We start from the raw sequence: 22,417 nt of genomic DNA on the forward strand, positions 1-22,417 counted from the left end.
CATGAACCAGCTTGCCGCCATGCGTATGTTCGCAAAAGTCGCCGAATCGCTGAGCTTTGCGGCTGCGGCGAAGCAACTCGGCGTATCCAGTGCCGTCGTGACACGAGGCATTGCGACGCTAGAGGCGCACCTCGACACACGCCTGCTCAACCGGATGAAGCGGCGTATATCGCTTACCGAGGCGGGTCAAGCCTACTTGCAAGGATGCGCAGAGCTGTTATCGCAACTCGACATGTTGGATGCGAGCGTCTCGTCCGCGACGCAGGAGTCGGTCGGCTCGCTGAAGATAGCGGCTTCGGAGTTCTTTGCTGCCACCTACCTCAGCGATTTACTGACCGCATATCACGCGGCAGAACCGGGCGTGAGATTCGAAATGACGGTCTTCGCAAGCACGCAGGATCTTGACGGCAACGATCATGACGTGTGGTTCAGTGCCGAACGCCGGCTGCGAGATTCGTCGCTGGTGTGCCGCCCGCTAACGCAGTGTCGCGACGTGATCGTGGCGTCGCCAACGTACCTTGCGCGGCGCGGTCCGCCAGAGGTCCCGCAGAACCTGCCTGACCATAACGTTCTGCTCGCGTCGAACGTAGCGACTCGCCACTGGGAATTCCGCGATGCTCACGGTCCCCGTCGAGTCGCCGTGCATCCGATCTTCACTTCGCCCAATCTGATGGCGGTAAAACGGGCAGCATTGGCGGGCCTCGGCGTTGCGCGCCTGCCGCGGCCGCTGATCGAGTCGCAACTGCGCGCGGGCGCGCTCAAGCTGCTGCTTGACCGTTTCGATCTCGAAGGCGACGAGCGCACTATGTGGATGCTCTATTCGGGGCCTCGTTACATAACGCAACGCGTGCGAAGTTTTGTCGATTTCGTTGTCGCTCGCTATCGGGAGCCGGCGATCCTCTGATAGCAGCCACCATCGTCGCAAAGGCTTCGGGTTGTTTGAGTAAGTGTTCAGGAGATAGAGTATTCAAACTGTGTGGGATAGCTACCCAGGTGAACCATGAATCGAGTACTTCAATGCGAGAGTAGCGCACGCGCGAGCTGTCCCAAGCGCTGAATGCCGTTTTTGATTCGGTCATTCCACTCGTAGCCGGCGCTCAGGCGTAGGCAATTTCGAAATCGGCGGCTGGCAGAGAAGACATCGCCAGGTGCAAAGCAAATACCTTGCTCAAGCGCTTCGTCGAAGAGCGCGCGCGAATCGAATCGCCTTGGCAGTTCGAGCCAGAGCATGAATCCGCCAGCTGGCCGGCTCACTTTCGTGTCAGCCGGAAAGCTTGCTTCGATCGCGCGCGTCATGCGGGCGAGGTTTTCTTCGAAGAGGTGGCGGATGCGGCGCAGATGTGCATCATAAGCACCACTCGCCAGGAAATCCGCGAGCGCGACTTGAGGTAAGACGGGGCTGCATAGGCTGAACGCCAGCTTGCGCTCCATCACCTGCTGAGTATATGCACCCGCTGCAATCCAGCCGATCCGGTATCCCGGCGCGAGGCTTTTCGAGAACGAGCTGCAATAGATCGTATTGGCGCCGTCGCCGAGCGCGATGAATGGCTTCGGCCGTTCGCGACCGAAATGGATGTCGCCGTAGACATCGTCCTCGATCAACGGCACAGCATGTCGCGCGAGTAACGCGAGGAGCGCCCGCTTGTCGGCTTCGGCCATTGTCGAGCCGAGCGGATTGCTGAAATTCGACGACAGTACGCAAGCCGCCACTGTTTCTGTAGCTAGCAAGCGTGCGAGCGCGCCAATATCGATTCCGCGAGCAGGATCGGTCGGCAGCTCGAAAGCCTTCAGGCCGAGCATTTCGAGCGTGTGCAGAAGCCCAAAGTATGTGGGGGATTCGACGGCGATCGTATCGCCGCGACTGGCGACTGCTGTCAGTGCAAGCGTCAGCGCTTCGGTGCAACCGTTCGTTATGAGTACATCGTCGGGCGACAGCGCATGCCCGAACCGCATCGCCCGCCTGGCGATTTCCTGGCGCAGGCGTGGCTCACCGTGTGGCGGGCAATAGACGTTATAGCGCGCGCCGTGTTGACGAGCCGCACGCGCGAGCGCCAGGTCGAGCCGCTTCGATTGCAGTACTCCCCCGTCGGGCACGGCGCAGCCAAGCGGAACGAGTGCGGAGTTCGACGCATGTTCGAGCAGCGTGGCAACGGCGCCACTGATCGACACGGTTGACGCCCTCGCTCGCGCGCGCGAAGTCGACGGCAACGCGAGCATGCCGCGGCGCGCTACCGCGACGTAAAAGCCCGACTGCGGCCGCGCGACGAGGATGCCGCGATCTTCGAGCAGACGGTACGCCTGTAACGCCGTGGAGATGCTGATGCGATGTTGCTCGCTGACGGCGCGCACGGATGGCAGACGCATGCCTGGCGCGAGCGCGCCATTGTCGATCATGCCAACGATGAGGTCGGCCAACTGCTCGTAACGGTACGGAGTATGCGTGTCCACGGGGGCACTCGTGACGGAGGATTTCACCATTATCTGGCTGGCACCCCCAGTTCGCCAAGTAAAACTGTGATGGTCAAATTAGCGGAAAATTGTGACTGTTATGGTCGACTGGTGAACGCTACGATGTGTGTATTCCAGTCGCAGCCGAAGGAGCCCAGATGTCCGTCCCCAGTAACGCCCCGCAAGCGGGCCTGAGTTCAGCCAAGACTGTGCCAGGACAGTCGCCCGAAGAGAAACGGTCTGGTTCCAGCGAACTGGATACCCGGGAGTGGCGTGGCAGATTTCCCTACAACGAGATCATCTCGCTGCTCGACGTGAACCGGCCGCTTAACCTCGCGGAGAGCACCTCCCAGGACCTGACGGTTGGCGAACTCCTGGATCTCGCCGGCCTTGAGCGTATCCGGGAACTGAAGCTCGGCTATGGCAGATCCGCAGGGGCGATCGAGCTCCGTGAGGCAATTGCGGACGTCTGCAAAGTGCCGGCCGAGCAGATCATCACGACACAGGGTACCGCGCTCGGGCTCTTCCTTCTCGCGTTCGAAGTCTGCCGACCGGGTGACGAGGCTGTGCTCGCGACACCATGCTTTCCGCCGAGCCGCGACAGCCTGCTCGGTGTCGGCGTCAACGTCCGTGAAGTCCGGCTGTCATTCGAAAACGGCTATCGGTTGGACCTGGCGCAGATTGAGGCGAATCTGTCACCGAAAACCAGACTGGTCAGTATCGCTTCACCGCAGAATCCAAGCGGCGTTCAGGTCTCGCGTACTGATATCGAGAAGCTTCTTGCCTTGCTGGCAAGGCGTTCCCCGGAAGCGTTACTTTTCATCGACGAGACCTATCGCGAAGCGACCTACGGCGACAATGCCGCAGTCGACAGCTTTGCCGGATTCGACCCGCGCATCGTCACCGGCGCATCGGTATCCAAGGCGCTCGGCGCGCCGGGCTTGCGGACAGGCTGGCTCACGGTCGCAGACGCTGACCTTCGGTCACGTCTGACAGTCGCCAAGATGAATACCGTCATCTCGGGTTCGGTACTCGATGAGACGCTCGCCGCAGTTCTGCTGCGTCGCCGGGAAAGTGTGCTCGTGTCGCGACGTCGGCTGCTTGCCGGCGCTCTCGAGGAACTGGCCGCCTGGTGCAAGAGTGAACACAAACGCATCGAGTGGCTGCGGCCTGATGCCGGTGCGCTGTGCTGCCTGCGTTTGCGTTCCGATGCATTCGACGATACAGCTGTCTCGCGGTTCTGGGACCTGTTGCCTGACTACGACCTGCAACTCGCGTCAGGGGCATGGTTTGGCGAAAGCAGTCGCGTGTTCCGGCTTGGCTTTGGTTACCTGCCACTTGAGCGCCTCGGCTCCGCACTGTCTGCGCTTTCGTCGGCGCTGGACGCGGCTGCGTCCTGATCGATGGGCTCGGTGCGCAACGTTGCATTGTCCAGGCGGCGACCAGTGCGAAGCTCGGCGAAGAAGTAGTGTAGATGAGGGCTGCCAGATCAACACGTGGAGTAAAGCTATGAAATTAAGAGTCGCATATATCGAAGAGCCGCCTTTCTACTGGACTGGAGAAGATCATTCGCCGACAGGCGCGGACATCGAACTGGCCGAGGTGGTGCTCCGTGCGATCGGTGTCACGTCCATCGAATATCAGCTGACCTCGTTCGGGGAGTTTCTGCCGGGCGTGCAGGAAGGCCGCTGGGACATGAACGTGCCCATTTTCGCGACCGCTGAACGTGCGCAGCACGTCGCATTCAGCGTGCCGGTCTGGTCGCTGGGCGACGGATTCGTCGTGCATCGGGGCAATCCGAAAGCACTGACGAGCTATGTGGCAGTGGCAGCACGAAGCGACGCGCGGCTGGGGCTTATTCCTGGGCAGATACAATTTGACGCCGCCAGGTCGGCGGGCGTGAGCGACAGCCAGATCGTGACGTTCAGGGACCAGCCGGATGCAATCGCCGCGCTGCTCGCAGGAAAGATCGATGCATTTGCGGCCACGGCAGTGGGGAACCGGGTCACTGCGAGCGCCAACAAGGAGCTCGAAGCCGTTGCACATGAGGTGAGCAAGGCAGGGAACGCACCTGTCGGCGCTTTCTCGTTCAGCAAGAGCAATCACAGCCTTCTACAGGCTGTGAATGAGCAACTTCGCAAGTACCTCGGTTCGGCCGATCACCGCACCCGTATGGGAAAATACGGTATCACGCACACCGAGATCGATGGCGTGGTGGCGGGCAAGGAGTGAGAACGGCGAGCATGTTGAACAGAGGCCAGCATGAAGCGACCCTACAAGGTAGTTGACGTCTTTACTTCACGACCGCTTCGAGGCAACCCTGTGGCCGTGATACTGGATGCAGAGGGATTGACCACTGACGAGATGCAGACCATCGCGGGGTGGACGAATCTCTCTGAAACGACATTCGTCCTCGCGCCCACGATAGCCGCGGCCGACTATCAGCTGCGGATTTTTACGCCGCGCAGTGAGCTCTCCTTCGCCGGGCATCCCACGCTGGGGAGTGCTCACGCGATCCTGGAAGCAGGGGGCGTCGCACTTCGTCAAGGTGGCCGGTTGGTCCAGCAATGCAATATCGGCCTCGTCGAACTGACGGTCGAAGGGCAAGGCCGAGATCGTCAGCTGACTTTTGACCTCCCGTCTTCGAAAATGGAGCCGCTGCACGCAGCTGATATTGCAGATCTGGAACTCATCCTTGGCTGTAAGGTGTCCGTACAGACCGCGCCGGCCATCGTCAACGTCGGTCCTGTCTGGGTCATTGCGCAGTTGAACGATGCGACTTCCGTGCTCGATCTGCGACCGGACTTCACGAGACTGGCGCAGTTCGAGCGTCGCCTCAGCGTCACGGGCGTGACGGTATTCGGTGCTCACGCGCACGGAGACGCGGCGATAGAGGTGCGCACCTTCGCGCCGTCCTGTGGGGTCGAGGAAGATCCTGTCTGCGGAAGCGGCAACGCCAGTGTGGCTGTCTTCCAGTGGGAGCGCGGCCTGTTATCGCCCGGTGGCACGGACTACGTCGCTACCCAGGGGCGCTGTGTCGGTCGGGACGGGCGCATAAAGGTGAACGTGGATGCGAACGGGAAGGTACGTGTCGGCGGCTCATGCGTCACCTGCGTAGAGGGCTCACTGACTTTTTAGAAGCCCGACGCGTCCGTGCTGCGACGGGGCGCTGGATGTCCAGGTTGTTGACAGCAGAAAATACGGCCGGAGGCTATCCGAACGCTATTCCACTCAGCGACTCACAGTCCTGCCAGAGTCGCCGTGCATCGGTTTCGTTTCTTGCCTGACCGGCGACCTTCGCCGGTCCCACGACTTCGCCGCGCGTTTCGAACAATCCGAGCGGACCATAGTAGCCGCCGTCGACGACATCGGCCGCTGTGGCGGCGTAGAGCGTTGGAAGCGCGCCAGCCTGGTCACTGTTCAACAGCGTATCGATCAAGACGCTTAGCGCAGACCGGACCATCCGGCTTGCGGCAAAATGGTCGCCACGGAACAAATTCGTATTGGCAACGCCGGGATGCGCGGCAACCGACATCACGCGCGATCGCACGGCGCGCAAGCGGCGGTCGAGTTCGAATGCGAACATGAGGTTGGCGAGTTTCGACTGTCGATAGGCGGTCATCGGCCTGTAGCGACGCGTTGCCTGAAGGTCGCCGAAGTCGAGTCGCCCGGTCTTGTGTGCGATAGAGGCGACCGTTACCACGCGCGGCCGCGCGGGGGACGTTCCCGCCGCCATCTCGAGCGCAGGTAACAGCATGCCCGTCAGCGCGAAATGCCCGAGTACGTTGGTGCCGAACTGTAATTCGAAACCGTCGACCGTTTCGAGGCGTCGGCGAGGCGCCATGACGCCCGCGTTGTTGATGAGGATGTCGAGCGGCCGGCATTGCGCGAGCTCGCGCTCGCAAAAGGCGCGAACCGAAGCAAGGCTTGCGAGATCGAGCCGTTCGAGCTGCAATCGGGCGTCGGGCATTTCCTTCCGCAGGCGGGCGAGCGCATCGGCGCCGCGCTGTTCGTCGCGGCAGGCGAGCACGACCTCCGCGCCGTTGCGAGCCAGTATTGCAGCGGTGTGATAGCCGATGCCGCTGTTGGCTCCGGTGATGATGACGCGCGCGCCATTCTGAGGCGCGATGTCATCGATGCTCAACTGTTTGTTCAGGTTCATTGGCGATTGTCGAGGGCAGGGCGTTAGTCAGGAAAACTGCTGGCGTAACTTCGACCGCGACGCGGATAAACCGTTCGACAAAGCTTTGCCAGCCCGATCCACCGTCATGACATCTTTGTAACCTTGCGTCCATCTCGGCGCAAGCGGCATCTCTCCATACTTGTCCTTCCTACTGTTTTCGGCGAGTTAAGGAGAAGATTATGAAGTGGCCAGCATTCGCATTTGGTGTAATGAGCCTTGCCGCAACAAGCATGGTTGCTGCGCAAGAAACGCAGGCCAGTCATGGTAAGACCCGGGAGCAGGTGCGCGAAGAACTTGTTCAGGCCTACCGCGATGGATTGTTGCCATACAAGCGGCATGAGTATCCTCCGAGCGCTGACACCATCGCAAGAAACAAGGCGCTTTACGCAATCACTCATCCCGAAGATGCTGCAGTGAAAGAAGCTTCCAAAGGAACCAATTGAGTGATTCCAAGGCGCTACATGCAGCTGTTCGCCCGAGGATTTAACGCTGTCCAGGGCGGCCCGTCTGCTGGCGCATTCGGAAGAGTATCCAGGCGCATCAGGCGTTTCCGAACTTCGCTTGTTAGCAACGACGGTGACCGACCTTTTTCACGGCTCGCTGTCAGCATCATTCGAGAGAAAAATGTTTAAGTTGATTGCGTTGCTCGGCGCGGCAGCGAGCTTGGGTGGTTGCGCTATAGCACCAGAATATGGATACGCCCAGCAGTACGATTCGGTGTACGGCTATCCCATCTACGGACCGGAGCATGCGACCTGCGGTGTTTGGGGCGACTGCGGCGGTTGGGGCGGCTATTACTGGCACGGCGACCGTTGGCACGGCGGATGGCACGGCGACCGTTGGCACGGCGGACACGGAGGCGGAGGCGGACATGGAGGCGGAGGCGGACATGGAGGCGGCCGCTGACACGTTTCCCTAGTCGGACTCTATGCGGCCGCTCACAGATTTCTCGCTTAACGGCGGGTTGCACATGGGTTAAGGAAGCGTCAACGTATGCGGCCGCGCAAAGCTGCGCGTCGCAAGCCCGGCACCAGCTGGCATCTGGATTGCCTGGTGCGGGAGTCCGTCGTCGTCAACCGGGCAGCTTCGCTGTATGAGGTTGCCAGTCGGCCTGCAGTGCCAGGGCACGCGCGTAGACCTTCTCCATCTCCGCGCGCAGCGGCGCGACGGATTCATCCGCGAGGTCGAACTCCGTGCCCAGTGTCTGGTAAGCGGCGTTGATCTCCCGCAGCAGCGCGCCTTCATCGACGCGCGTGAGTCGTCCGTTCCGCATGACTGCCTCGCCCGCGACAAACACGCTGTCGATAGCGGCGCCGCGTTCGGCATACACCAGTTGCCGCACCGGATCGGCTAACGGCGTGAAGCTGATCGCGTCAGTCCGGTAAGCGACCAGGTCGGCGCGATAACCCGGCTCGATTGCACCGAGCTGGCTTCCCAGTCCGAGCGCCGTCGCGCCGCCAATTGTCCCCGCATGCAGCGCTTCGGCTGCGGACAACCAGCGCGAATAATCGTCGCCGCGTATCTTCGACACCGCTGCGGCGCTGCCAAGCACGTTGAGCATATTGGCGGTGACCGTCGACGCGCAGCCATCGGATCCGAGACTCACGTTGACGCCCGCATCGAGCAGCGCTCGCACCGGTTGAATGCCCGAGCCGAGCATCAGATTGCTCCATGGATTGTGCTGCACGCTCGCACCCGATTGAGCCAGACACGCGATCTCCGCATCCGACAACCAGACCGCGTGGATCAGCGACGTGCCTGGCCGCAGAAATTCCAGTTCGGCAAGGCGCATTACCATGGACTTGCCGTAGAAGGCTTGCGCCGTTACCACCTGCAAGCGGGTTTCCTGAACGTGAATGATGACCGGCAGATCATGCGTGTCGGCGAATTCGCGGCAACGCGCGAGAAATTCTGGCGTGCAGCGCTGCGGTGCGGAAGGGGCGATCAGCATGCCCACCCGATCATGCTGGGGATGGTGATGCGCCAACTCGCTTTCCAGCAGTGCGAAGAACGCATCGGGAGAGGGGCGCGGCTGCACACGTAGTTGCGCAAGCAGCGCGGGCGGGAAAATGCTGTCGACCTCCGGGAAGTTATCGACGATCGCGCGATCCATCATCGAGAACCCCACAAGCGCGCGAATCCCCGCGTCCTCGTAGGCCTGGAAGATCGCGTCGACGGCGGCGGGGTCAATGGCCTGACCGAGGCTCACGTCGTCGACGAGCGTGGTTGTGCCGCTGCGCAGCGATTCGAGCGCGCCAATCAACGTTCGCAGATAGACCTGGCGCGGCGTCAGCTTCACGGGGCGCGGCGCGCGCACGTAGTGCATCCATAACTCGAGCGGCAGGTTTTCGAGCCGTCCCTTGTGAAAATGCTCGTGCGAATGTTGATGGCCGTTGATGAGCCCCGGCACCAGCAGGCAGTCGTCGAGCGGTATGCATTCGCCGTCGGTCGCGCTGCCGCCCGGCACGATAGCGGCGATGCGCTCGCCTTCGATCACGACGTCGACGCGTCGCGGCTCATAATGCTGTTCGGTGCCGTGTAGCGCCCTGACGTTGGAGAGTATCTTGCGCACGGTTCTGCCTGATCGAAGGATGGGGTTGACTGCGGCGGCTAGCGAAACTGCCGCGACAAGCCGGCGAGCCGCTCCATCAGCAGCATGGAAATCAAGGTGGCGATAATCAGCACGCCAGAGGCCGCGGCCGCCCGCACGTCGAGGCTGTCCTCGATGATATGCCACAGGTGGATGGGCAACACTTCAGATCGCGCGTCCGACAGGAACAGCGACAGCGCGACGTTATCGAACGAATTCATGAACGCAATGAACGCTCCCGACGCAATGCCTGGCACCAGCGCCGGCAGTACGACGCGGCGGAACGTGAACCAGCCGCCCGCGCCGAGGCATGTCGAGCTGTCGAGCAGCGCAGGATCGAGCTGCGCATAACTGGCCGATGTCGTGTACAGCACATACGGTGCGCACAGCGCGATATGTCCGGCGAGCAGACTGTAGAACGAGAGCCCCGCGCTTTCGAGGTTGAACAGGATCAGGATGCCCAACCCCAGCGCGAGCGACGGAATGGTCAGCGGCGCCATGAAAAACGAATCGAGCAGTCGCGCGGCGAACGTGCGGCGGCGCGCGAGCGTCACCGCAGCGGCGACCGCCAGCACGGTCGCGCAGGCGGTCGCAGCGGCAGCGAGCTTCAGGCTCAACAGCAGGTCGTCGATGATCTCCGGCGAATCGAAGATCAGCGCCTGATACCAGCGCAATGACAGTCCCGGCGGCGGAAACTTCAACGAGTAGCCCGACGTGAGCGACGTCACCAGTACGATCAGCGTGGGCCCGATCAGCATCGACAGCCCGATCCCGCCCATCAAGCCCATCACCGCATTGAAAGACAGGCGACCCGGCTGGGTGCGGCGCGCCGGCATGACGCCCGGCACGGCAAGTGTGGATTTAGCCATGGACAAACCCTCTGGTCTTGCGGCCGAAATAGTTGAGCAAGGTCACCACGACCAGCACGCTCACCAGCAGAATCACGGCAAGCGTCGCCGCAAACGGATAGTTCTGCGTCTGAATGGCCTGTTCATAGATATAGAACGGCACGTACATCAACTGGCCGCCGCCCACCAGGGTTTGAACCACGAACGCGCTGACCGCGCCGGTAAACACCAGCAGGGTTCCGCTGAGCAAACCCGGCATCGCAAGCGGCACCGTGATCTTCCACCAGGTGCGCCAGCTGCTGGCGCCCAGCGCATGCGACGCCTCGGGCAAGCGCGTATCGAGCGAACCGAGCGCGGTGACGAGCGGCAACACCATCAACGGCAATTCGATCTGCGCAAGCGAGAGGATCACCGCCAGCGGCGTGTACAGGAGCTTGACCGGTTGCCCCGTGTGCCCGAGCGCCATCAGCAGCGCGTTGACCAGCCCTTCATTGCCGAGAATCACGACCCACGCAAACGTGCGCACCACCGAACTGGTCAGAAGCGGCAGCAGGATCAGCACGATCAGCACACGCCGCCAGCGCGGCGAGCTCACCACGTACAGGTGCGCCACCGGATAGCCGAGCACGATCGTCACCAGCGTGGTCGCCACACCAAGCCAGAGCGTTTGCCAGAGGATGCCGCGGTTATAGCTGTCGCCAAAGAAAACCATGTATTGGCGAATGCCGAAATGCGTCATGGCTGTGTCGTTGTGCAGGCTGATCAGCGCGACGAGCAAGAGCGGCACGCCCACAAACGCGATGAAGAACAGGCCCAGTGGCAGCACGAGCAGCCAGTCGCGCGGCATCCGGTGAGTCGTGTTCATGATGCGTCAGACCTTGACCAGACGGTTGAAGCGGTCGATATACTCAGCGCGGCGCGGATTGATGCGTGCCCAGTCGACCTGCACGAACGACGTCATGTCACCGGCGTTATGAGCGACAGCGGCGAGCGCTGCACCGAACGGCACCTTCGTGTTGGTAGGCGCGACGTAGTAGGGCGCGCTCGTCATCTGCTGCTGCACTTCGACGCTCAACGCGGTGTTGATATACGCCGCGGCGAGATCCGCCGCCTGGGTGTTCTTCACGATATTCATCGTGCTGCGCACCATGCCCCAGTTGCTTGCGGGGCGCGCGAGCGCCACCGGCACGCCTTTCGCCTTCAGCGATTCCACGTTGTTGATGTAGTGGCAGGCAATATCCACCTGACCTTGCTGGAACAGCGTGCCGAGTGCGCCCGGATTGGCGGCAACCGCGCCGACGTTCGGCATCAGCCGCTTGATGTAATCGAACGCCGGGTCCATGTGATCTTCGTCGCCGCCCAGCATCTTGGCGAGCGCCACCATCCATACCGTGCCCAAGGTGGAGTCGAGACTCACGAGGCCGACGCGGCCCTTGAATTCCGGCTTGAGCAGATCATTCCAGGATTTCGGCGCGGTCTTCACGCGCTCTGTGTTGTACGCGATGCCATAGACCTGCGCGGACACATAGGCGCCCAGACCCTTCGGGTCGATGAAGTGCGCGGGCAGATTCGCCAGGTTCGGCACCCGGGCGGCCGGAATGGGCTCGAACACGCCTTGCGCGATGCCCTGCAGGTAGGGGCCCTCGTCCATCATGACCACGTCGAACGGCGGGTTGTTGCGCGCGGCCACCAGCTTGGTCAGCGTGTCGACCGCTTGCGATGCGGTGAGCACGGCGCTCACGCCCGCAGCCTTGCGAAACGCGGGCAACAGGATCTTGCGTTGCGACTCTTCCCACGCACCGGGAAACGTGGTGGCGGCGAGGGATTCGGACGCAGCCATGGCAAGCGGGCTGCCGAGCGACAGGCCGACAGCCCCCGCTGCGCCCATCAGTTGCAGGAGCTTGCGACGTTGGTGATCGATCAGCGACATAGGACCTCTGGATGGATAGTTGAACAGGATGAACCGGCGATAACGAAGCGGGCGGCGCGTTGGACCAGGACGATCGTGACCATGCGCTAAACACCTGCGGTACTGGGTTGCGCCGCCTTGAACGTGCGCACCCGCGCACCCGGCTTGAAATCGAGCGCGACGCGCAAGCCAGGGCGCAAGTCGGCACCCTCGGCGCGCGGCACGGAAATTTTCACGGTCTGTCCGGCATCGGTCTGCAGATCGACCACCAGCGTGGGACCGATCGGCATCGCCAGTTGCACTGTAGCCAGCAGCTGACGCGCGCTGGCACCGGATTGGGGCAACTGCCACGCCCATTGCTCGGGGCGAACCGCCAGCATCGCCGCACCGGCGTCACGCCACGGGCCGGGCTGAGCAACGGCCAGCACGGCGCCGTCGTCGAAGTTTGCCAGGCACTGGCTGCCTTGCACGCGCAAGGTGACCGGCAGCAGATTCGCCGTGCCGACGAAGGTGGCGACGAAGGGGGTTGCGGGCTGATCGTAGATCGCGACCGCCGAGTCGTATTGTTCGAGCCGCCCGCGATTGAGCACCGCAACCCGGTCGGCCATGCTCATCGCCTCTTCCTGATCGTGCGTCACCATCACCGTCGTGATATTCAATTCGCGCTGCAGACGGCGGATTTCGATCTGCATATCGAGCCGCAGGTTTTTGTCGAGCGCCGCAAAAGGCTCGTCCAGCAGCAGGATGCGCGGCTCGACGGCAAGCGTACGGGCCAGTGCCACACGTTGCTGCTGACCGCCCGACAACTCGCGCGGATAGCGCTTCGCAAATGCCTGCATGCGTACCATCTCGAGCATCTGCGTGGCCTTGTGAGCAGCATCACGACGCGCGACGCCGTTGGCTTCCAGGCCGTAGGCGACGTTGGCGGCGACCGTCATGTGCGGAAACAGCGCGTAGTTCTGGAAGACGATGCCCACGCCACGTTGGCGCGGCGCGAGGCCGTCCACGCGTTGACCGCCGATACGCACTTCGCCCTCGGACTGCACCTGCAGACCGGCGAGGATGCGCAACAGGGTGCTCTTGCCACAGCCCGATGGGCCGAGCAACGCAACCAGCTCGCCTGCGGCAATTTCAAGCGTGACGTCTTCGATCACCGGCACGGCGGCAAAACGATGCCGGATGCCGCGCATCTGCACGGCGGCACCGGTTTGCGAGGCGCTTGCTTGCGAAGCCGCAAGGCCGGCGCCCGCTGCGCCGTGCTTCGACTGCGAATCGATACTGTGCGGGGTGCTCATGCGCCAGCCCTCTTCCATAGTTGCGTGGCGGCGTGCTTTCCAGCCGCAATGACGGCATCGGCGTCGCAACGGGTGGGCGCGCCGCCGTCTACCACAATCTCCCCGTCCACGATGACCATCTCGACATCGCGCCCAAGTCCCGTGTGCACCAGCGTGCCCAACGGATTGGGGTGCGGAGTCAGATGCGCGCGCTGGAAATCGAATATGGCGAGGTCGGCGAGCCAGCCTGTCTTGAGGCAGCCGAGTTCGTCGCCAAGCCCCATGGCGTGCGCGCCGTTGAGCGTCGCCATGGTGAGCGCATCGGCGGGTTGCCAATCCGCAGCGACTTCGCCCAACTGGATGCGCGCGATGGCCAGCGCCCAGCGCATGACCTCGGTCATATCCGCGTGCATGTTGTCGGTGCCCAATGCAATGCGCGCGCCGGCGGCGCGCAGACGCGGCGTGGGCGCCATCGTGCCGCCCGTCGCGTTGCCTTTGGGGATGTGCGCCACCGTGATGCCGGCCCGTCCGACGCGCGCGATGTCGTTGTCGTCCAGATACAGACAGTGCGCTGCCACGAGTCTTTCATTGAGCAGCCCGACCTCGTCTAGCAACTGCGCGGGGCTCTTGCCCGAACGCTGCTTCACCACGTCGACTTCGGTGCGGCTTTGCGCGAGGTGAGTCGTCACGCCGAGGTCATGCGTACGTGCCGCCTCGGCGATCAGACGCAGAAAGTCGTCGGAGCAGGTATCGGGCGCATGAACGGTGAGTTGGACGCCCGTGCGGGCGTTGTGCTTACGATGCCAGCGCCCGGCCAGCACCAGTGCGTCGTTGAGCGTGCGCTCGCCGGTCGCGGCATGGTATTCCCAACGCCCGTCCGCGACGCCGGAAAAATCGACGTCGTGCAGGCGGCCGCATGAATACACCCGCAAGCCGAGGTCGGCCATGGCCTCCATGGTCAGATCGGCGTGGACGTAGCTGTCGTTGATCAGCGTCGAGCCGAACAGCATCGCTTCGAGCGCGCCGAGACGCGCCAGCGCGATAGCTTCGTCTGGGCGCACGTCATGGCCGTGAGGAATCCCTGGCGTGTAGGCGGGCGCGAAGCCGAGGTCTTCGGCGACGCCGCGCACCATTGTCAGAATGGCGTGGGTATGGACGTTCACGTAGCCGGGCACGATCACGCGTCCGGCAAGCCGGCGCGTGGTCCGCGCGCGTGTCCGCACCGGCAGATCCTGCGCGCGGCCGACAAAGGCGAGCCGGTTGCCGCGAATGCCGATGGCCGCGTCGTGCAACAGCGGTTGAGCCGGGTCCATCGTCACGACGGTGGCGCCCAGTAGCAACAGGTCAAGGTCAAGCTCGATAGGTGGGGCAGTCATCAGCCAGGTGGTCCGGTTTAGTTCAGGTGTGCAGGTGCTGAAGGAAACGCCGCGTGCGCTCTTCGCGCGGACGGCCGAAGACGTCGCCGGGTGTGCCTTGTTCGACGATGGCGCCGGCGTCCATGAAGACCACCCGATGCGCGACGTTGCGCGCGAAGCTCATTTCGTGTGTCACGACCATCATCGTCATTCGGGCTGCGGCGAGATCGCGCATCACGTCGAGCACTTCGTTGACGAGTTCCGGGTCGAGCGCCGAGGTCGGCTCGTCGAACAGGATCATCTGCGGCTCCATCGCGAGTGCGCGGGCAATCGCCACGCGTTGCTGCTGGCCGCCCGAGAGTTGCGCGGGCCGCTTGTCGACGTGCTGCGCGAGGTGGACTTTTTCCAGGGCAACTCGTGCGCGAGCGCGGGCCGCGTCGCGCGAGAGTCCCAGCACACGCTGCGGGCCGGCGGCGACGTTATCCAGCGCACTTAGATGCGCGAACAGGTTGAAGCGCTGAAACACGAAGCCGAAGCGGCTGCGTTGCCGCGCCAGTTCGGCTTCGGGCAGCGCGCGGCCTTGCTCCGACAACCCGATACGCTGGCCGCCAAGGCGGATCGTGCCGCCGTCCGGTCTCTCCAGGAAGTTGAGACAGCGCAGGAGCGTGGTCTTGCCCGAACCCGACGGCCCGATCAGTACCACGGTCTCGCCGTGCCCGACCTCCAGCGAGACGGAGGGCAGGATGACCTTGTCGCCGAAGCGCTTGTGCAGCCCTTCTATGGACAGCAGCGTTGCAGCGCCGCCTTCATGCACGTGCGCGGCGGCGTCCATAGCGGACGCTGCGGGCAGATCGGAGACGGTAACGGTGGAAGACATGCTGGAACCCGTGCTCATGAAGTCAGTATTGCGGCAGCCGCCGCTCGAGGTAGCGCGACAGCCACGCTAGCGCCGAGATCAACGCGTAGTAGTAGAGGGCGATCAGCAGGAAAATCTCGAAAGGCGAAAAATACGTTGCGATGATTTCCTGACCGGCGTGCGTGAGTTCATACACGGAGATCGCGGACAGCAGCGCCGAACCCTTGATCAGCGAGATCAGTTCGTTGGTGAGCGGCGGCAGGATGCGCCGCCACGCTTGCGGAAAAAGCACGTGCAGAACGATCTGGCCGTGACGCATGCCGATGGATTGCGCGGCTTCAGTCTGGCCGCGATCGACCGACTGCATGCTGGCGCGCACGATCTCGCAGATGAAGCCGCCTGCGTTCAGACTGAGCGCGATGACGCCGGCCCAGTACTCGTTGAAGTTGATGCCGATGACGGGCAGCGCAAAATAGACGAGAAAGATCTGCACGAGCAGCGGTGTGCCGCGCACGAAATCCACATACGCCAGTACGGCGATGCGAACCGCCCTGAAGCGGCTGAGCGCACCGAAACCCAACGCGAAGCCGAGCACGATACCGATCGCGATGGCCGCGAGGCAAACCTTCAGCGTGGCGAGCAGGCCGACCGCGAGGATCGGCAACGCCATGACGATAATGCTCCAGTCCATGGACGCCGCGCTCTCAGGACAGCACCGGAATCGCATCCGGCAGGTTCATGTCGAAACCAAACCACTTCTGCTGCAGCGTATGCAACGTGCCGTCTGTTCTGAACTTGCGCAGTTGCTGGTCGATAAAGCCGATCAGCGCGGTGTCATCCGTGCGTGCTGCGATGCCCGCCCAGTTATCCGCGCCGATGCCCTTGACGATAGCGTATTTGCCCGGCGCATTCTTCAGGACGAGCGAAAGCGTCGGCAATGTGTTGAGCACGCCGTCCACTTTGCCTTCCGCCAGCGCGATATAGGCGGCCGGATGGTCGTCGAAGGTTTTCACTTCCTTGAAACCCGCACCGCCCGCTGCTTTCAATTGCGCATCGAGCTTCGGTTCGAGTATCTGACCCGGCGAGCCGAGCTTGAGTCCAAGCACCTTGCCGTTCATGCCGTTGAGGCTGTTGACGCTGTTCCGATCCGCCGCGCGAATCAGCAGTGCCTGGGACGCCTCGACGTAAGGCACGGAAAAGTCCACGTGTTTTTCGCGCTCGGCCGTGTAACTCAGGCTGCTCATCACCAGATCGAACTTCTTCGTGTAGAGCGACGGAATCACGCCCGACCAGACCGTGTCGATGAACTGCGCCTTGACGCCGAGATTGCGGCAAAACGCGTTGGCGAGATCCACGTCGTAGCCGATCATCGCGCCGCCCGCGTCGCGATACGTCAGCGGCGGATAGCTCGCTTCGCAGCCGATGCGCAGCACGCCGGTCTTCTTGATCTCGTCAAGCGTGAGCCCGGCGGCCATCGCAAAGCGGGGCAGGCAAATCGACACCAGGGCTGCACCCGCGCCAGCGCGCTGCAGGAATTGACGACGCGAAAATCGTTCGGACATCAGGCTCTCCAGAGTAAATCACGGTACGTACGTTATAAAGACAGCGTGTAAAGCGGCGCGGAAGGTGCTGAATGCACTGCACGTTCCGCGCGAGCCCGCAAAGCGCTTCCTACTCGCGATAGACGGCGGGAAAGGCAAAGCGCGGCAGCACACGGTGAGCGTCGATGCGTTGGTTCAACGGCCGATGCGGTTGCGCCGGTTGCGGGCGCAAGGCCGGCAGGAACTCGCCGCGGCCGCGCGTGCCACCGGGTTGCACGCCGTCCCACACTACGTCGCCGCGCGACAGCGTCAGCGCTGGCCACGCTTTCATCTGCCAACCCTCGTACGGCGTGTAGTCGACGTTGTGGTGCAACGCATCGTTGGTGAGCGTGAAGGCACGATCTGTGTCCCAGATCACCAGATCGGCGTCGCCGCCGATTGCGATTGAACCCTTGCGCGGATAAAGGCCGTAGAGCTTCGCGGCGTTGGTCGCGGTCAATGCGACGAAGGCATGAATGTCGATGCGTCCGTTCATCACGCCTTCGGACATCAGCAAGGCCATGCGCGTTTCGAGACCCGGTATGCCGTTGGGCACCTGATCGAAGCTCGGGTTTTCGCCGGCCACCTGCTTACCGTGCGGACCGTCGAAGCGGAACGGCGCATGGTCGGAGGAGAGCACCTGAAACGTACCGTTCACGAGACCGTCCCAGACGGCCTGGCGGTTGCCTTCGTCGCGCGGCGGCGGACTGCAGATGCATTGATAGCCGCGAGGGCCATCTTCGAGCATGTCTTCGGTCAGCAGCAGATAGTGCGGACATGTCTCGGCGTAGACGGCGAGGCCATGTCCTTGCGCCCAGCGAATCTGCTCGATCGCTTCGCGGCCGGAGACGTGCACGATCAGCACGGGCGTGTCGACCAGCTGCGCGAGACTGATGGCACGATGCGTCGCTTCGCGCTCGACCAGCATCGGGCGGGACAGCGCATGACCGATCGGCGCGGTAATGCCCTTCTCCAGCAGCGCTTCGGTGAGCCACGCAATGCAATCGGCGTTTTCGGCATGAATCATCACCATGGCGCCGTGGACGCGGGCCAATGCGAGCAGTTCGATTATCTGACGGTCGTTCAGCTTGAGCGCGTCATACGTCATGTAGATCTTGAACGACGTATAACCCTCTTCGATCAGTTGCGGCAGCTCCTGTTCGAGCACATGCGGCGTGGGATCGGTGACGATCAGATGGAAGGCGTAGTCGATCACCGCGCGGGCGTTGGCGCGTCGGTGGTACGTATCGATCGCCGCACGCAGCGTTTTTCCCTTCTGCTGGCACGCAAACGGGATCACCGTGGTGGTGCCGCCGCAGGCAGCGGAAACCGTGCCGCTCAGGAAGTCGTCGGCCATCACGCTGTCGTCGCCGGTGTCCTGATCCAGGTGGCAGTGGCTGTCCACGCCGCCTGGCGTGACGAGGCGGCCGCCTGCAACGATCTCGCTGGCGCCCCGAGCCAGTCTTCTGCCCAGCGCGACGATGCGCCCGTCGCGTACGCCGATGTCGGCGGTGAAGCGGTCGGCCGCCGTGGCGATATCCGCGTCGCGGATCACGAGGTCGAAGGCCGCCGCGTCGCTCATGCGACCTCCCGGAACAGGCTGCCCCAGCCGGTGACGCGCGACGTATCGATGCCGCTCATCCGCAGCGCTTTCCAGACCACCGTCGAGATGGTGTCGTACACCGGAATGCCGAGTTCGGCTTCGAGCTCTTCAGCGAGCGGCGCGCCGCGCAAATTGGTGCAGAAAATCGTAATCGCGTCGGGTTTGCTCTTTGCGACTTCACGCGCCATCTCACGCAACGTGTCCGCACTGACTTCCGAAAACGAAAAATTGTCCTGCTTGTTCAGATGACGTTCACCGACACATTCAAAGCCCGCGCTGCCATACGTTGAGATGACCTTTGCCTGCACGTCGTCGCGATATGGCGTGACCAGACCGAAGCGACGCACGCCCGTCATGGCGAAAATCTCGTTGAGCGCGAGCACCGAGGTGCAGGCGGCAATGCCGGTGCGTTCCGTGATGCTGCGGCACAGACGCTCGTCTGCGTCAAACCCGAGCCAGCCCGACGATGTCCCGTTCCAGCCGATTACGTCCAGCTTCGCGTCGGCGAGCAACCCTGCCGCACCGAGAATCTCCTCGTCGTCGAACTGGGCCAGCGCCTGTTCGGACAATGCGATCTGGGTCACCCGGAAGCGGCCGAAATGCGCACTGACGTCGGGCAGGCCCGCGAGCATCGCCGAAGTGACCGGTTCGAGAACCGTGTTGGAAGACGGGGTTAACATGCCAATCAGAGTGCGTTGCGTCATGATTTCCATATCAAGGGTAGCTTCTGGCGGGCCGCGCCGGAAAAAGATGCTTGGTGGATTCTCCTAATGCAAACTTTATGCCAACATAAATCTACATATTTGTACGCAATAAAAATGGGATTGTATGCAATGGTGGATGCGCGTTCGATAGCGGACACGGCTGCTTCCTGAGCACCTTTCTCTGGAACGAACGTCAGTGGATCATGGCGGAAACTAGGGTAAGCACGCGTGCATGAAGATGGTGCGCAGGCGCACCAAAATCGAATCATCGGCACCAGATGAGGGTTGTTGCGCGGGCCAGAAGGCACCTGCGAAAGCGGTCTCCAGGTTGTCAGGATCGACAAGCGGCAATGAACGTTTGCATACAATAAAATTGCAGTTTCCTCCGTTGGAACATGGTTTCGATGCGAACGCTTCGTCGAATTTTTCGTGTACAAAAACGCTCTTGATTGCTCTATCATCGATTTATTTCCCAGTTGCGAGAAACCCTTTGAGCCGAGCCTCTTCCATGCCTACCAGTAAAGTTGCCGCGCCCAAGGCGCCGTTTACGAACGAGGAAATCTACGGCCGCATCCAGAAGGCGGTGCTTGAACATCGCCTTGCACCCGGGACAAAATTGATTGAGGAGCGGCTCGCGGAAGTCTCAGGCGTGAGCCGGACCAAGATTCGCGAAGTGCTCAACAAGCTTGCCCATGAAGGGCTGGTCGAGTTGGTGCCGAATCGCGGAGCGTTTATCGCCAGTCCGAGCGTCCAGCAGGCGCGAGACGTATTTGTCACGCGGAGCATGATCGAGCCGGAAATGGCCAGGCTGTTGAGCCGCAGCGCGACATCGGCGCAAGTGCGTGCGTTACGCAAGCACGTGCGGCAGGAAAGCGACGCGCGCAAGCAGAATGACCGGCCCGCCATCATCCGGCTGTCAGGCGAGTTTCATGTGCTGATCGCGGAGATGATCGGCAACGAAATCCTGTTGCGGATGATGCGAGAACTCGCGCCGTTGACGTGCCTCGTCATCACGCTTTACGACAAGCCCAACGCCCCGGCGTGCCCGCATCACGAGCACGGTGATCTGATCGATGCAATCGAAGCGCATGACGAAGCAAAGGCTGCGGCGAGCATGCTGGAACACCTGCAGCATATCGAAGCGACACTGAACTTCGACGAGGTGAAAGACGCGTCGCCGGATATCGAAGCGATCTTTTCCTGAGTTAGCCCAACGTCGTTCTATCGTACCCGCCTGACGCAGCGCATCTGCCGCCGTATTGCACTGTGCGATAGCCATTTGCAGTGCGGTGCTGCCGCGCGCATCCACATCGTTCGCATTTGCGCCGTGCGTCGCTTGATCGGCGCGACGGACGGACACGTTCCTGCGACCTGATCCGGGCGAAAAAAAAGCCGACCGGGTTAGGGTCGGCGAAGGATTCTGGCCGTTACGAGGGCGTGCCAGAACCTGAGAGAGCTGCATCATGCCAGAAATTGGCACACCAGAAGCTGCGCATCCAGCAGCATGACTGCTCGGTCGCGCGCAGTCATGTCGGCGTTTATTGCGGGGGCTGCAACGGAAGGGACGGAAGCTGCGGAGGAAACTGCGGCCGTTGCTGCGAGGAGGGCTGCTGCGAGGAGGATTGCTGCGAGGAGGGCTGCTGCGAGGAGGATTGCTGCGATGCGAGTTGCTGCGCGGAGGACTGTTGCGAGGCGGATTGCTGCGATGCGAACTGCTGCGAGGAGGGCAGTTGCGAGGAGGACTGCTGGGATGCGAACTGCTGCAATGAGGGCTGCTGCGATGAGGATTGCTGGGATGAGAGCTGCTGCAATGCGAGCTGCTGCTGCGATGAGAGTTGCTGGGATGGGGGCTGCTGCGAAGCGAGTTGCTTCAGCAGTTCGCTTTGCGCAAACACGGGTGTAGTCACAAAAAGCGCGAGCATTGCTAGATAAATGCGTGTCATATGATTTCTCTTGGGTTGGTGGTTGGTCTGCGGGGTTTGGGAGTAACGGGCCATATCGGGGAATCGACAAGCCGCGCCGACGCCGCCAGCATGTTGCAAGCCGGACGACTTGCGAGCGACCGGCCGCTGCTGCTGGCCAATCAGTTGCCGAAGTAGATCGACTTATCCGAAGCGTGAGCGGCGAACGAACCGTTCACGCCGCCGTAGTTTGCGAACGCCTGCTGCTGAGCCGCCGCGCTCTTTAGGGTAGCCAGGAGATTCGCCCGATATTGAGTCGCGCCGGTTGTGCGGTCGTAGTCCGCCTGCTGCAGTTGGGCCAGTTCCGCGCGCGTTTGCTCACGCGTCAATGGATCGTTGCCTTGAGCGAACGTGAACGTCGGGATGGCGAGGTCCGACGCGATAACGACAACAGGAATAAATGCCTTAGCCATGATGAGACCTTCAATATCGAGCGCCTGGTACAACGAACGCTGGGTTAGTGAAACAACGGCTTGGCGGGGAGCCTGTATGCCACGTCGTTGAGCGCCAGTTTATCCACTTGCTATCCGCGTACAAGCGCCTTGGCGGCAACGAATAATTCCCGTTGCTGCAACGTGCAGGGCCGCCGCGGGAAGCTGTCCTCCTATATCTAATGCCTCTGTGTAGCGTGACACGCACCTCACGCACCTCGTCGGTATAGCTCCGAGGTGAGCGGATCGAGATGTGTGAAAACGCATTGATCGCCTAAACTGAATCAACGCACTGAGACCGGGCGGCTCATGAAGCGGTTCGCTGAACGCGATGACCGTAAGCAGGTCGCACGACTTCCCGAATGCGCCGATGACTACATCGGACAGGACAGTCCGGTCAGGGTCATGAATGTCTTCGTCGACGAACTGGACCTTGTTGAAGTGGGATTCAACGGTACCGTGCCGGCCGCATCGTCGAATCGTGTCATGGACTGAAGCTGCTATCTGGCGACACGGTGGCCATCGACGGCAGCAAGTTAAAAGTTCGGTCTGCGATGTTAAACGACGCGTGTCGGCCGACACAGACGTTAAATCGGGTCATTGAGACTGACTTTCTCGCTCCAGATGGCGACAATCCGATCTGGCCGTCGCCACGTTCAGGCGAAGGCGACGATT

22 protein-coding genes and 1 pseudogene are annotated in these 22,417 nt (G+C 62.1%); 8 read left to right on the forward strand and 15 right to left on the reverse strand.

What is annotated here, in order from left to right; all coding sequences use genetic code 11:
- Window position 1 precedes the first annotated feature (1 nt).
- A complete protein-coding gene (locus SB772_RS12175; protein WP_410833502.1) occupies window positions 2-904 on the forward strand; it encodes a LysR family transcriptional regulator in 903 nt (300 codons plus the stop codon).
- A gap of 110 nt (window positions 905-1,014) precedes the next feature.
- Here the strand turns inward: SB772_RS12175 and SB772_RS12180 are convergent, their stop codons facing one another.
- Window positions 1,015-2,448, reverse strand: a complete 1,434-nt coding sequence (locus SB772_RS12180) for a PLP-dependent aminotransferase family protein (protein WP_410833503.1) — start codon at window positions 2,446-2,448, stop codon at window positions 1,015-1,017.
- A gap of 158 nt (window positions 2,449-2,606) precedes the next feature.
- Between SB772_RS12180 and SB772_RS12185 the strand changes: the two genes are divergently transcribed.
- From SB772_RS12185 to SB772_RS12195, 3 genes are all read left to right on the forward strand, one after another.
- Window positions 2,607-3,848 carry a pyridoxal phosphate-dependent aminotransferase gene (locus tag SB772_RS12185; protein ID WP_410833504.1) on the forward strand — a complete coding sequence of 414 codons (1,242 nt, stop codon included), beginning with the start codon at window positions 2,607-2,609 and terminating at the stop codon, window positions 3,846-3,848.
- Between the two features lie 109 nt (window positions 3,849-3,957).
- Window positions 3,958-4,680: a transporter substrate-binding domain-containing protein gene (locus tag SB772_RS12190; protein WP_410833505.1), complete on the forward strand. Its 723-nt coding sequence runs from the start codon at window positions 3,958-3,960 to the stop codon at window positions 4,678-4,680.
- A gap of 30 nt (window positions 4,681-4,710) precedes the next feature.
- Window positions 4,711-5,586 (forward strand): PhzF family phenazine biosynthesis protein, encoded by an 876-nt coding sequence (locus tag SB772_RS12195; protein ID WP_410833506.1) that lies wholly within the window; start codon window positions 4,711-4,713, stop codon window positions 5,584-5,586.
- Window positions 5,587-5,659: 73 nt separating this feature from the next.
- Here SB772_RS12195 and SB772_RS12200 read toward each other — a convergent pair whose 3' ends face one another.
- A complete protein-coding gene (locus tag SB772_RS12200; protein ID WP_410833507.1) occupies window positions 5,660-6,610 on the reverse strand; it encodes an oxidoreductase in 951 nt (316 codons plus the stop codon).
- Between the two features lie 200 nt (window positions 6,611-6,810).
- Between SB772_RS12200 and SB772_RS12205 the strand changes: the two genes are divergently transcribed.
- Complete coding sequence (locus tag SB772_RS12205) at window positions 6,811-7,074, forward strand: DUF4148 domain-containing protein (RefSeq protein WP_410833508.1); 264 nt, start codon at window positions 6,811-6,813, stop codon at window positions 7,072-7,074.
- 181 nt (window positions 7,075-7,255) lie between these two features.
- A complete protein-coding gene (locus SB772_RS12210; RefSeq protein ID WP_410833509.1) occupies window positions 7,256-7,537 on the forward strand; it encodes a hypothetical protein in 282 nt (93 codons plus the stop codon).
- Between the two features lie 166 nt (window positions 7,538-7,703).
- Here SB772_RS12210 and SB772_RS12215 read toward each other — a convergent pair whose 3' ends face one another.
- The 11 genes from SB772_RS12215 to SB772_RS12265 all read right to left on the reverse strand — a co-directional run bounded on the left by SB772_RS12215 (window position 7,704) and on the right by SB772_RS12265 (window position 19,350).
- The gene (locus tag SB772_RS12215; protein ID WP_410833510.1) at window positions 7,704-9,203 is read right to left on the reverse strand and encodes an amidohydrolase family protein; all 1,500 of its coding nucleotides are present in this window, start codon (window positions 9,201-9,203) and stop codon (window positions 7,704-7,706) included.
- Between the two features lie 38 nt (window positions 9,204-9,241).
- Entirely contained in the window at window positions 9,242-10,090 is an 849-nt protein-coding gene (locus tag SB772_RS12220) for an ABC transporter permease (protein WP_410833511.1), read from the reverse strand.
- Entirely contained in the window at window positions 10,083-10,934 is an 852-nt protein-coding gene (locus SB772_RS12225; RefSeq protein WP_410833512.1) for an ABC transporter permease, read from the reverse strand. The genes SB772_RS12220 and SB772_RS12225 overlap by 8 nt, the downstream gene beginning before the upstream one ends.
- 6 nt (window positions 10,935-10,940) lie before the next feature.
- Window positions 10,941-11,999, reverse strand: a complete 1,059-nt coding sequence (locus tag SB772_RS12230; RefSeq protein ID WP_410833513.1) for an ABC transporter substrate-binding protein — start codon at window positions 11,997-11,999, stop codon at window positions 10,941-10,943.
- Window positions 12,000-12,085: 86 nt separating this feature from the next.
- Complete coding sequence (locus SB772_RS12235) at window positions 12,086-13,273, reverse strand: ABC transporter ATP-binding protein (protein WP_410833514.1); 1,188 nt, start codon at window positions 13,271-13,273, stop codon at window positions 12,086-12,088.
- Window positions 13,270-14,628 carry an amidohydrolase family protein gene (locus tag SB772_RS12240; RefSeq protein WP_410833515.1) on the reverse strand — a complete coding sequence of 453 codons (1,359 nt, stop codon included), beginning with the start codon at window positions 14,626-14,628 and terminating at the stop codon, window positions 13,270-13,272. Before SB772_RS12240 ends, SB772_RS12235 begins: the two co-directional genes overlap by 4 nt.
- Before the next feature lie 22 nt (window positions 14,629-14,650).
- Window positions 14,651-15,439, reverse strand: a complete 789-nt coding sequence (locus tag SB772_RS12245) for an amino acid ABC transporter ATP-binding protein (protein WP_410833707.1) — start codon at window positions 15,437-15,439, stop codon at window positions 14,651-14,653.
- Between the two features lie 67 nt (window positions 15,440-15,506).
- The gene (locus tag SB772_RS12250) at window positions 15,507-16,154 is read right to left on the reverse strand and encodes an amino acid ABC transporter permease (RefSeq protein ID WP_154565351.1); all 648 of its coding nucleotides are present in this window, start codon (window positions 16,152-16,154) and stop codon (window positions 15,507-15,509) included.
- Between the two features lie 13 nt (window positions 16,155-16,167).
- A complete protein-coding gene (locus tag SB772_RS12255; RefSeq protein ID WP_410833516.1) occupies window positions 16,168-17,025 on the reverse strand; it encodes a transporter substrate-binding domain-containing protein in 858 nt (285 codons plus the stop codon).
- 109 nt (window positions 17,026-17,134) lie between these two features.
- Window positions 17,135-18,625: a dihydropyrimidinase gene (hydA, locus tag SB772_RS12260; RefSeq protein ID WP_410833517.1), complete on the reverse strand. Its 1,491-nt coding sequence runs from the start codon at window positions 18,623-18,625 to the stop codon at window positions 17,135-17,137.
- Entirely contained in the window at window positions 18,622-19,350 is a 729-nt protein-coding gene (locus SB772_RS12265) for an aspartate/glutamate racemase family protein (protein ID WP_410833518.1), read from the reverse strand. Before SB772_RS12265 ends, hydA begins: the two co-directional genes overlap by 4 nt.
- A 508-nt stretch (window positions 19,351-19,858) precedes the next feature.
- On the opposite strand from SB772_RS12265, the gene SB772_RS12270 reads away from it, so the two are divergent.
- Window positions 19,859-20,554: a GntR family transcriptional regulator gene (locus SB772_RS12270; RefSeq protein WP_410833519.1), complete on the forward strand. Its 696-nt coding sequence runs from the start codon at window positions 19,859-19,861 to the stop codon at window positions 20,552-20,554.
- A 334-nt stretch (window positions 20,555-20,888) separates the two neighbouring features.
- Here the strand turns inward: SB772_RS12270 and SB772_RS12275 are convergent, their stop codons facing one another.
- Together SB772_RS12275 and SB772_RS12280 are read right to left on the reverse strand one after the other, a co-directional pair.
- Entirely contained in the window at window positions 20,889-21,293 is a 405-nt protein-coding gene (locus SB772_RS12275) for a hypothetical protein (protein ID WP_410833520.1), read from the reverse strand.
- A gap of 140 nt (window positions 21,294-21,433) precedes the next feature.
- Complete coding sequence (locus tag SB772_RS12280) at window positions 21,434-21,724, reverse strand: DUF4148 domain-containing protein (protein ID WP_410833521.1); 291 nt, start codon at window positions 21,722-21,724, stop codon at window positions 21,434-21,436.
- A 327-nt stretch (window positions 21,725-22,051) separates the two neighbouring features.
- Between SB772_RS12280 and SB772_RS12285 the strand changes: the two are divergent.
- Window positions 22,052-22,210 (forward strand): annotated as a pseudogene (locus SB772_RS12285) (IS5/IS1182 family transposase); the annotation flags it as partial.
- Between the last annotated feature and the right edge of the window lie 207 nt (window positions 22,211-22,417).

It is taken from the genome of Paraburkholderia sp. SIMBA_030 (genome assembly GCF_046535245.1).
Taxonomy (GTDB): Bacteria; Pseudomonadota; Gammaproteobacteria; order Burkholderiales; family Burkholderiaceae; genus Paraburkholderia.